Here is an 11,172-nt window from a genome sequence, read left to right on the forward strand (position 1 = left end):
AAATTTAAAAAGTAGAAAATTTGGTTTAAAAATTGAGTATAAGTACTTATAAAAGATTTGATTATTCAAAAACAGCTTTAGATTTTACTTGATTTCAGGAAAAAAATATTGTTTTTGTAAAAACAGCCTATTTTGACACGCAAATTTTTTTTTCAAAAAAAAATATTATGAGCTACAAAACTTCTAAAATTATCACTTCATCAGATAAAAAAAACCGTTCTGCTTCTGTACTTATGATTTACACTGGTGGTACTTTGGGAATGGTTTATGATACAAAATCAAAGTCATTAGTCCCTTTCGATTTTGACCAAATTTTGGTAAATGTACCAGAACTCCAACGTCTAGAATTTGAATTAACGATTCTTACATTACCAAAGCCCATTGATTCGTCTAATATAAAGCCTTCTACTTGGATAGAATTAGCTAAAATTTTAAAAGATAAGTTCGAAGAATTTGATGCATTTGTTATTCTACACGGAACAGATACAATGGCCTACACTGCTTCAGCATTAAGTTTTTTGTTAGAAAACCTTTCAAAACCAGTTATTCTCACGGGTGCACAATTACCAATTGGAATTGCTCGCACTGATGCACGTGAAAATTTAATTACAGCCTTAGAAATTGCTTCGGCACAAATAAATGGTCGTCCAGTAATACCAGAAGTTGCAATTTATTTCAACTCATATTTATTGCGTGGAAACCGAGCAAAGAAGAAAGAGAGTAGTCAGTTTAATGCTTTTCGTTCCGAAAATTATCCTTCGCTAGCTGAGGCTGGTGTTACAATTGATTTCAATTTCCCATTTATTATGCCATTTAGACCAGATTTACCACTGGTTGTTCATGAAAAATTGGAAGAACATGTGATGATTCTTAAGTTATTTCCTGGAATAAATAGGGCAATGGTTCATAATTTATTAACAACCGAAGGTTTAAGGGGAGTAGTTTTAGAAACATATGGTGCAGGAAATGCCCCATCAGATGAGTGGTTTTTAGAGGAACTTTACGAAGCAACTAAAAGAGGAATTGTAATTGTAAATGTTTCTCAATGTGATGGGGGCAGAGTTCTACAAGGGCACTACCAAACCAGTTCAAAATTGAAATCTATCGGCATTATTAGTGGGTCTGATATTACAACCGAGGCTGCCATTACAAAGCTAATGTTTTTATTGAGTCAAGAATCTGAACCAGAGCGTGTAAAATATAGAATGGAGAATGCAATTTGTGGAGAAATGAGCTGATTGTTCTTATAAAATTAATAAAAGGTCTTTCAATAATTTCTGAAAGACCTTTTTAGAAAACTATTTTTTCACTCGAATCAGGCCTTCTTGTACAACTGAGGCTACTAATTTTCCTTCTTCCGTAAAGAAATTACCTCTTGTGAACCCTCTTGAATTTGAAGCACTTGGGCTATCTAGAGCATACAATAGCCATTCATCAATTCTGAAATCTTCATGGAACCACATAGCGTGGTCAAGGCTAGCTAAAAATAAATCATTTAAAGAAACGCTGTCTAAATGGGGGAGGGTGGCAGTTCCTAGTAAGTTGTAGTCTGCTGCATACGCTAAAATAATTTGATGTAATCTCAAATCATTTGGTAATTCTCCATTTGCTTTAATCCAAACGTGTCGGAATGGTTGTTGTTTTTGTGGTTTTAAAGGATTTATTTTTTCAACAGGTCTAAATTCTAATGGTCGAGGATGAGCAAAGTTTTTGTAGAAATCAGGTGCTTTTTCCTTGAAAGCTTCCAATAGAACCAAGTCAGAAACAAGTGCATCGGGCGATGGAACATTAGGCATTGAAATTTGGTGGTTGAAACCTTCCTGATTACTTTGAAAAGAACTAATACTACTAAATATAGCCTTTCCATTTTGAATCGCACTAACTCTACGTGTAGTAAAACTGCCACCATCGCGGATTCTATCTACTTCATAGAGGATTGGCATAGAAATATCACCCGTTAAGATAAAATACCCGTGCATTGAGTGTAAAATTCTATCTTCAGGAACAGTCTGATAGGCCGCATATAATGCCTGAGCAAGTACTTGTCCACCAAAAACTCTTTTCCAAGGTGCTTGATAGTTTTCACCTCTAAAAATATTTTGTTCTATTTTCTCAAGACTCAATAATTGTACTAATTCTTCTGCTGTTTTCATGCAAAATATTTTAAATGGCTTAATCCATTCTATTTTTAATATTTCTGTAATAAATTATATTGCTCTTCAATGGCAGTTCGAAACTCTTTTTTAAGGTTATCAATTAGTTGTTGTGTGCTCAAAACATCATTGATTGAAGTAACCCCTTGTCCAGCCGACCATATTGTTTTCCATGCTTTGGCTTCTGCTTGAGCTGCATCTAATTCTTTACCAAAATCTATCTTTCCAGCTTTTGACCAAAGTTCTGGTGTAAGTCCTGCCGCTTCAAGGCTTGGTTTCAAGAAATTGGCATTGACACCCGAAACAGCGGCCGTATATACAATGTCATTCGTATTACTTTCGACAATCATTTCTTGATATGCACTATCTGCTTTACTTTCTTTAGTATTAATAAATCTAGTACCCATATAGGCCAAATCTGCTCCAATTTGTAGGGCAGATGCTACATCTCGACCAGTACTAATGCAGCCTGAAAGTAAAATGGTTTTGTTGAAAAACTGTTTTACTTCATTAACAAATGCCATTGGGTGTAACGTTCCTGCGTGTCCACCTGCACCTGCACACACTAAGATAAGACCATCAACGCCAGCTTCCGCCGCTTTTTCCGCATGTCTTTTGCTAATCACATCATGAAAAACTACTCCACCATAGCTATGTACAGCATCAACGATATCTGAAACAGCTCCTAGCGATGTTATCACAACAGGAACTTTGTGCTTAACTATCATTTCAACATCAGCGTAGAGGCGTGGGTTTGTTTTATGAACAATTAAATTTACGCCATAAGGTGCTGCTGGCTTTCCATTGGTTTGAACGAAGCCAGATAATCTATTTTCTATCTCAATTAGCCATTGTTCGAATCCCTCCGTTGAGCGTTGGTTTAGTGCAGGAAACGTGCCAACAACCCCATTTTTGCAGCATTCTACTACTAAGTCAGGTCCAGAAATGAGAAACATTGGGGCAGCTACTGCTGGTAATGATAATGATTCTGAGAAATTTTGTGGTAACATTTTATTTGGTTTTTTGTTGAATTTGTTTTGAGTGAATACTTATACGAAGGTTTTGGTGCCTGTATAGTTGTCTCTGAACTCTTTTGGAGTAATCGAGTATTTTTTTTTGAAAACTCTGTTAAAGTATGAAAGATTGTTGTATCCACACTTAAAAGAAATTTCAGAAATTGTCAATGAAGTATCTATCAATAATCTTGTTGCGTGCCCAAGTCTAATATCATTTAAACTATCAATAAAGGTTTTTCCTGTTCTTTTTTTGATAAATCGGCTGAAACTCACCTCCGCCATATTTACTTCTTGAGCAATGTCTTCTAAAGAGATATCCTTGTGATAATTGACTCGCATGAATTCGAATGCTTTTTCGATTCTTCTGCTCTTAAAACTGACTTTTTCACTACTAAAAGCACCACTTGTAAGTAATCGAGATTCATTAGAAATGGAAAGTTCATGGAGAATGGCTATCAATTCTATTACCGATTCAAAGCCACTTTTTTGCGTTAGAGCAATTAATCTTGGTTTTATTTTTTCGATGGTTTCTTTCGAAAAAACAACTCCTCTTGTAGAACGTTCGAGTAAGTCTTTAATTTGATTTAATTGATTTCTTTGGAGTAAATTGTTATCAAATAAATCACGGTGAAACTGAATGGTTATTTCATGAATATCATCTTTATCAGATTGGTAGGCCAACCAAGCATGGGGCAAATTCGGACCAACTAAAGTAAGTTCTAAATAGTCAATCGCTTCATTGCTATCACCCACAACTCTTCTAGCTCCTTTGGCATTTTCAATGAAATTTATTTCGTATTCGTCATGGAAGTGAATGGGAAAATCAAAGTCTTTTTTTTGTCGATTAAAAACCATGAAGCAATCATGAGGTGTAAGCGGAGTGATTTCATGGTGAAAGGTGCTCATAATAAATAGGTATAGGTTAAAATAATTATAGGTATTTAGATTTTGTAAAAATAATATTTTTGTTTTTAAATGAATGTTTTTTCTTGAAAATGTTATAAAAATTTAATTTTAGGAAAATATGTTTTTAAGAATTGATGAAGAAAATGAGTTGTTTGATTAAAATAGTATCACATAAAAAACAAAAAGGGTGCTGAATTATTCAGCACCCTTTTTAGAATTTACTATTATTAGTTATTAATCTTTAAGATAGCCATAAATGCATCTTGAGGAACCTCTACTGTTCCAATCTGACGCATTCGTTTTTTACCTTTTTTTTGTTTTTCCAAAAGTTTTCTTTTACGTGAAATATCACCACCATAACATTTTGCTGTTACGTCTTTTCTCAAGGCTTTTACAGTTTCTCTCGAAATTACTTTTGCCCCAATGGCTGCTTGAATAGCAATGTCAAATTGCTGACGCGGTAAAAGTTCGCGTAATTTCTCACAAAGTTTTTTGCCCCATTCATAGGCTTTATCTCGGTGAACAATTGCCGAAAGGGCATCTACAGGCTCTCCATTTAAAAGAATATCAAGCTTAACCAAATGCGATTCACGATATCCGATTAAGTGGTAATCAAGTGAAGCATAGCCACGTGATATTGATTTGAGTTTATCGAAGAAATCAAAAACTACTTCTGAAAGAGGTAAATCAAATGTTAATTCTACTCGTGTAGATGTTAGATACACTTGATTTTTCAATAAACCACGTTTATCCATGCAAAGTCCAATGATTGGACCAACATAGTCTGCTGCCGTAATGATTTGGGCACTAATAAAAGGTTCTTCTATCCAAGAGATACCATTAGGGTCTGGCATTTCTGATGGAGCAGATACCTCAATAATTTCATTTTTTTTATCTACAACGTGGAATTTTACAGATGGAACAGTAGTCAACACGGTCATATCAAACTCACGTTCCAATCGTTCTTGAATGATTTCCATGTGAAGCATTCCTAAGAAACCGCAACGGAATCCAAAACCTAAAGCGGCCGATGTTTCGGGCTCCCAAATCAATGAAGCATCATTGAGCTGTAGTTTTTCCATTGCATCTCTAAGGTCTTCAAATTCAGAAGTATCAACAGGATAAATCCCTGCAAAAACCATCGGTTTTACTTCTTGGAAACCTTGTACAATTTCTTTTGTTGGGTTTTCGGCATTCGTTATGGTGTCACCAACTTTTACTTCTTTAGCAACTTTTATTCCCGAAATAATATAACCTACATCGCCACAATCAACATAATCGCGAGGTTCTTTGCTTAAACGTAAAATACCAACCTCATCGGCATAATATTCTTTACCGGTTGCTAAGAACTTTACTTTATCACCTTTGTTTATTCTTCCATTTTTTACACGGAAAATAACTTCAATACCACGGAATGAATTGAAAGTTGAATCAAAGATTAATGCTTGGAGTTCTGCATTGGGGTCACCAACTGGTGGTTTGATTCTATGGATAATTGCCGCTAGAATTTCATTAATACCTATACCTTCTTTAGCACTTGCAGGAATAATCGAATCTCTATCACAACCAATCAAATCAACAATTTGGTCTTTCACTTCTTCTGGCATTGCTCCCGGTAAATCAATCTTATTTAAAATTGGAATGATTTCTAGGTTATGCTCTAAAGCTAAAAACAAATTACTAATAGTTTGTGCTTCGATACCTTGAGCGGCATCAACTACTAAAAGAGCACCTTCGCAAGCAGCAATCGAACGAGAAACCTCATAGCTAAAGTCAACGTGTCCTGGAGTATCAATTAGGTTAAGTACGTATTCCTGACCTTCAAACTGGTAATTCATTTGAATGGCGTGACTTTTAATTGTGATACCGCGTTCACGCTCTAAGTCCATATCATCAAGCACTTGGGCTTGCATATCACGGGCCGAAACAGTTCCAGTAAATTGTAATAGACGGTCGGCAAGAGTACTTTTGCCGTGGTCGATGTGTGCAATAATGCAGAAATTACGAATATTTTTCATTAAGTACCTTTCTCAGAAAGTAAAGTTCTTTAAACTGTATATTTTTGTTTGAATATTTAGATGCCTTACGAATTCTTCATGTTTTAGCAAAATACCGCTTGTTCGCTCTTGAAAAAGGCAATACTTTTCTAAAACACAAAGTAAATCCTAAATGTTTTTGCAAAAATAGAAAGAAAAAGGCAGAATTTTAAAGATATTTTTGGTCAACCAAATAATTTGTCACATAATCTTTTACAGCATCTTCTAAACTTGTGAATGGTTTTTTGTATCCAATCATTCGAAGTTTGCTCATATTTGCTTGTGTATAATATTGGTATTTATCACGAATATCAATCGGAGTATCTATAAAATCAATGTTTGGAGTTAAATTTAATGCCGAGAAAGTTGCTTTAGCTAAGTCGAGGAATGTTCTTGCTTGACCAGTTCCTAAATTATAAATACCAGAATTTCGGCGTGAATGCATCAAGAAAATACAAACATCAATTAAATCTTTCACGTAAATGAAATCTCTCATTTGTTCACCATCTTTGTAGTCTGGTCTATGTGATTTGAAAAGTTTAATATTGCCGTTTTTGTTGATTTGATTAAAGGAATGGAAAATCACTGAAGCCATTCTGGCTTTGTGATACTCATTTGGGCCGAAAACGTTAAAGAACTTTAGTCCCGCCCAGAAGAATGGTGTATTTTTTTGTTGTAAGGCCCATTTATCAAAATCATTTTTTGAATCTCCGTAAGGATTAAGTGGTTTTAGTTGCGGAATTACTAATTCATTATCATCGTACCCTAATTCTCCCGCTCCGTAAGTTGCTGCTGAAGAAGCATAAATTAATGGAATTTGAAATTCATGGCATTTTTGCCAAATACGCTTTGAATAATTGAGGTTTAGGCGGTCGAATATTTCTGTGTCAAATTCAGTGGTGTCTGTTCTAGCACCAATATGAAAACAAAATTCAACTTCAGATTGGTTTTGTTCTAGCCATTCAAAGAAGTTATCTCTGTGTACAAACTCTTGAATTGCCTTCCCTTCCAGATTCTTCATCTTTTCTGGATTAGAGAAGTCATCAACAGCAATTATAAACTTAAAGTTATCTTGATTCAAACGTTGAATTAAGCAACTTCCGATAAAACCAGCGGCACCTGTTACAATTATCATAAATGTATTTCTTTTCTATTTTGAAAATAGTTTGCAAAATTAAATCATACACATTTAGAAAACTATACACTAAACTTTGATTAAATTGTACTTTTTTAAGAAAATGCAGCTTTTTATATAATTAAGGTTTTTTGTTGGTAATTTTGTAAAAAAATAAAGTATAATAATGATTTTTATTACAAGAAGAGAGACCTTCAACGCTGCTCATCAACTATATAATCCAAAATGGTCAGAAGAAAAAAATAGAGAAGTATTTGGCCTGTGCTCAAATATTCATGGCCATAATTGGGAGTTATTTGTAACCGTCAAAGGTGAAATAAATGAAGAAACAGGTTTTGTAATGGACTTAAAAGTTTTGAGCAAAATCATGAAACAAGAAATTGTTAATAAAGTTGACCATACGTTTTTGAATACAGATGTGCCGTTTCTGAAAGGCAAATTGCCAAGTACCGAAGTATTTGCGGTGGAAATTTGGAAAATATTAGCTCCAATAATCCCTAATTTTTGTAAAGGTCAATTACACAGTATTAAATTAGTAGAAACAGCTAATCATTTTGTTGAATATTACGGAAACTGATGTACAATGAATAATTGATAATTGTTGTAAACTTTCACGGTACATTTTACATTATTCATTTTGCATTTATTTTCAGATGAAATATTTCATTATTGCTGGCGAACGCTCAGGTGATTTGCATGGGTCAAATCTTATAAAAGCTATAAAAAATGCAGATTCTAACGCCGAAATAATGGCATGGGGTGGCGATTATATGCAAGAAGCTGGGGCTAAAATAAGCAAGCATTATCGAGAATTAGCTTTTATGGGTTTTTTAGAAGTTCTGAAAAATCTTGGTAAAATTTTAGGGTTTATAGGTATTTGTAAGAAAGAGATTGAAGCATTTCAACCAGATGCTCTAATATTGATAGACTACGCTGGATTCAACTTGAGAATTGCGAAGTGGGCAAAAAAGAATAACTATAAGGTTTTTTACTATATTTCACCAAAAGTCTGGGCATGGAATCAGGGTAGAGCGTGGAGTTTAAAGAAAAACATTGACCGTTTATTTGTAATTTTCCCATTTGAAGTTTCTTTCTTTAAAAAGTATGATTTTGAAGTTGAGTTTGTAGGAAACCCACTCTTTGATTCAATTGCTAATTTTCAGCCTGCTAGTAATTTTCTTGAAGAAAATAAATTAACCAATAAAAAAGTTATTGCATTATTGCCGGGAAGTAGAAAACAAGAAGTTGAAAATATGCTCAACTTGATGGTGGCAACACAACCACATTTTCCTGATTTTCAGTTTGTTATTGCTGGGGTTGGGAATTTACCTAGGTCTTTCTATGAACCGTTTTTAAATGAAAAAATTACTTTAGTTATCGACCAAACCTACGATTTACTTTCACATAGTACAGCAGCTTTAGTGACGTCGGGCACCGCAACTCTCGAAACTGCTTTATTTGAAGTTCCTCAAGTGGTTTGTTATAAAACCAGTAATATTTCTTATCAAATTGTAAAAATGCTCATAAAAGTGCCTTTTATTTCGTTAGTAAATTTAGTTGCTGAAAAAGAGGTCGTCAAAGAATTGATTCAGAAAGACCTAACTGTTGGAAATCTTTGCGATGAATTGACTAAAATTATCCGAAATTCTGAATTTAAGGAAAGACAAATAAGGGGGTATAAAGAGGTAAAATTGAGTTTGGGGGAAGTGGGTGCTTCTGAAAAAACAGGCAGAAGGATTGTAGAAATTTTGAACATCAAACAAAATCAATAATAAACAATGAATTTTAAAATTTTAACAGTAGCTATTACTTTAGTTGTGGGCACTCTTTTTTCGTGCAAAAAAAGTGAAACGGCGGCTCCAAAAACAAAAACAGAATTATTGGCTGGTACAACTTCAAAATCTTGGAAAAACACAAAAGCTGTTGCAGCTAATGGTGGTCTGAGTATTGATTTGGTTTCAACCCAACCTACGTGCGTAGTTGATAATATCTTAACTTTCTATTCAAATAAAAGTTATGAAATTCGTGAAGGGGCTACCAAGTGTAACTCAGCAGACCCTGACTTGGTTTTAAAAGCAAATTGGAGCTTAAATTCAGATGAAACTAAATTTACGGTAGATAAAATTATTTTTCAAGGTCGTCAGTTTGATAACATAACATTTGATGTAGTTCAATTAACAGAAGATATTTTTGTTGGTAAAACTATGCTTACAATCAGCAATGTAAGTTATGAATTCTCAGCCACTTTTGAGCCTGTAAAATAAGCTTAAGAACAATTTTCTCAGAATTTTTTAAAATCTTATTTATATTAAGTCTAAATTTGCGAACATTTACTACAAGATTTTTGTTAAAAAAAAGAGAGTAAATCAAGCAAAATAAAAGCATGAGCAAAGATTTAGAATTACTAGAAGAACTAACTACATCCGAATATAAATACGGATTTTATACAGACATTGAAGTTGATGAAATTCCTGCTGGTTTAAACGAAGACGTAATCAAAATGATTTCGGCTAAGAAAAACGAGCCAGAATGGATGCTCGAATATAGATTAAGTGCATATAGAGTTTGGCAAACAATGACCGAACCAACATGGCCCAATGTAACTTATAAGCCTGTTGATATGCAAAGTATCAAATATTATTCAGCCCCGAAACAAAAGAAAGAGGTTAAAAGCCTCGATGAAATTGACCCTGAATTACGCCGTACTTTTGAGCGTTTGGGTATTTCATTGAAAGAACAAGAGCGTTTATCGGGAGTTGCTGTAGATGCTGTAATCGACTCAATTTCAGTTGCTACCACTTTTAAAAGCAAATTAGCTGAATTAGGTATTATTTTTTGTTCTATTTCTGAAGCTATCCATGAGCATCCTGAATTAGTAAAGAAATATTTAGGTTCGGTTGTTCCCGTAAAGGATAACTATTACTCAGCTCTTAATTCGGCTGTTTTCTCAGATGGTTCGTTTTGTTATATTCCTAAGGGTGTTCGCTGCCCAATGGAATTATCTACCTATTTCCGAATTAATGCAGCAGGAACGGGTCAGTTTGAACGAACGTTAATTGTGGCTGATGAAGGTTCTTATGTAAGTTATTTAGAAGGTTGTACAGCACCAATGCGTGATGAAAATCAGTTACACGCAGCAGTTGTTGAAATTTTTGCCCATGAAAAAGCAGAAGTAAAATATTCAACTGTACAAAATTGGTACCCGGGTGATAAAGATGGTAAAGGAGGTATTTATAACTTCGTTACTAAGAGAGGATTATGTTTTGGTGAAGGTTCAAAGATTTCTTGGACTCAAGTGGAAACAGGTTCAGCGATTACTTGGAAATATCCTTCGGTAGTATTACGTGGAGATAATTCAATCGGAGAATTCTATTCTGTTGCAGTTACAAATAATATGCAACAAGCAGATACGGGTACTAAGATGATTCACCTTGGAAAAAATACCAAGAGTAGAATTGTTTCTAAAGGTATTTCAGGAGGTAAAAGCCAAAACTCATATCGTGGTTTAGTTGAAGTTTCAAAACGTGCAGAAAACGCACGAAACTTTTCACAATGTGATTCATTATTACTCGGAGATAAGTGTGGAGCTCACACTTTCCCATACATTGAAGTAAAAAATTCAAGTGCTTCAGTTGAACACGAAGCCACTACTTCTAAGATTGGTGAAGACCAATTATTCTATTGTAATCAACGTGGTATTCCAACTGAACAAGCTGTTGCCTTGATTGTCAATGGATATGTGAAAGAAGTTTTAAATCAATTACCAATGGAATTTGCAGTAGAGGCTCAAAAATTACTTGAAATTTCATTAGAAGGTAGTGTAGGTTGATTTTTTGCAAGAATTAATATAAAAGAAAAAGACTGTCTAATGGCAGTCTTTTTCTATATAAGATAATTATGAATACATTTTGAGAAATTAAACCAGT

Annotated in this window: 10 protein-coding genes; 5 read left to right on the forward strand and 5 right to left on the reverse strand. The window is 34.1% G+C overall.

Going from position 1 to position 11,172, the window contains the following annotated elements; all coding sequences use genetic code 11:
• Positions 1-167: 167 nt before the first annotated feature.
• Positions 168-1,238 (forward strand): asparaginase, encoded by a 1,071-nt coding sequence (locus tag A6M55_RS07750; RefSeq protein WP_064197135.1) that lies wholly within the window; start codon positions 168-170, stop codon positions 1,236-1,238.
• 60 nt (positions 1,239-1,298) lie between these two features.
• Here the strand turns inward: A6M55_RS07750 and tesB are convergent, their stop codons facing one another.
• The 5 genes from tesB to rfaD form a co-directional block, all read right to left on the reverse strand.
• Positions 1,299-2,153 carry an acyl-CoA thioesterase II gene (gene tesB / locus A6M55_RS07755; protein WP_015030787.1) on the reverse strand — a complete coding sequence of 285 codons (855 nt, stop codon included), beginning with the start codon at positions 2,151-2,153 and terminating at the stop codon, positions 1,299-1,301.
• 35 nt (positions 2,154-2,188) lie between these two features.
• On the reverse strand, positions 2,189-3,163 hold the full coding sequence (locus tag A6M55_RS07760) for a nitronate monooxygenase family protein (protein WP_064197136.1): 975 nt from the start codon (positions 3,161-3,163) through the stop codon (positions 2,189-2,191).
• A 39-nt stretch (positions 3,164-3,202) separates the two neighbouring features.
• A complete protein-coding gene (locus A6M55_RS07765; RefSeq protein WP_015030789.1) occupies positions 3,203-4,075 on the reverse strand; it encodes an AraC family transcriptional regulator in 873 nt (290 codons plus the stop codon).
• Positions 4,076-4,302: 227 nt separating this feature from the next.
• Complete coding sequence (gene lepA, locus A6M55_RS07770; RefSeq protein WP_015030790.1) at positions 4,303-6,093, reverse strand: translation elongation factor 4; 1,791 nt, start codon at positions 6,091-6,093, stop codon at positions 4,303-4,305.
• A 187-nt stretch (positions 6,094-6,280) separates the two neighbouring features.
• Complete coding sequence (rfaD, locus tag A6M55_RS07775; protein ID WP_064197137.1) at positions 6,281-7,246, reverse strand: ADP-glyceromanno-heptose 6-epimerase; 966 nt, start codon at positions 7,244-7,246, stop codon at positions 6,281-6,283.
• A gap of 166 nt (positions 7,247-7,412) precedes the next feature.
• On the opposite strand from rfaD, the gene A6M55_RS07780 reads away from it, so the two are divergent.
• The 4 genes from A6M55_RS07780 (at position 7,413) to sufB (ending at position 11,075) form a co-directional block, all read left to right on the forward strand.
• Positions 7,413-7,823 carry a 6-carboxytetrahydropterin synthase gene (locus A6M55_RS07780; protein ID WP_015030792.1) on the forward strand — a complete coding sequence of 137 codons (411 nt, stop codon included), beginning with the start codon at positions 7,413-7,415 and terminating at the stop codon, positions 7,821-7,823.
• Between the two features lie 76 nt (positions 7,824-7,899).
• On the forward strand, positions 7,900-9,018 hold the full coding sequence (lpxB, locus tag A6M55_RS07785; RefSeq protein ID WP_064197138.1) for a lipid-A-disaccharide synthase: 1,119 nt from the start codon (positions 7,900-7,902) through the stop codon (positions 9,016-9,018).
• A gap of 6 nt (positions 9,019-9,024) precedes the next feature.
• Positions 9,025-9,510 carry a hypothetical protein gene (locus A6M55_RS07790; RefSeq protein WP_064197139.1) on the forward strand — a complete coding sequence of 162 codons (486 nt, stop codon included), beginning with the start codon at positions 9,025-9,027 and terminating at the stop codon, positions 9,508-9,510.
• A gap of 119 nt (positions 9,511-9,629) precedes the next feature.
• Positions 9,630-11,075 (forward strand): Fe-S cluster assembly protein SufB, encoded by a 1,446-nt coding sequence (gene sufB, locus A6M55_RS07795; protein WP_015030795.1) that lies wholly within the window; start codon positions 9,630-9,632, stop codon positions 11,073-11,075.
• The last annotated feature ends 97 nt before the right edge of the window (positions 11,076-11,172 follow it).

The organism is Emticicia sp. MM (genome assembly GCF_001649495.1).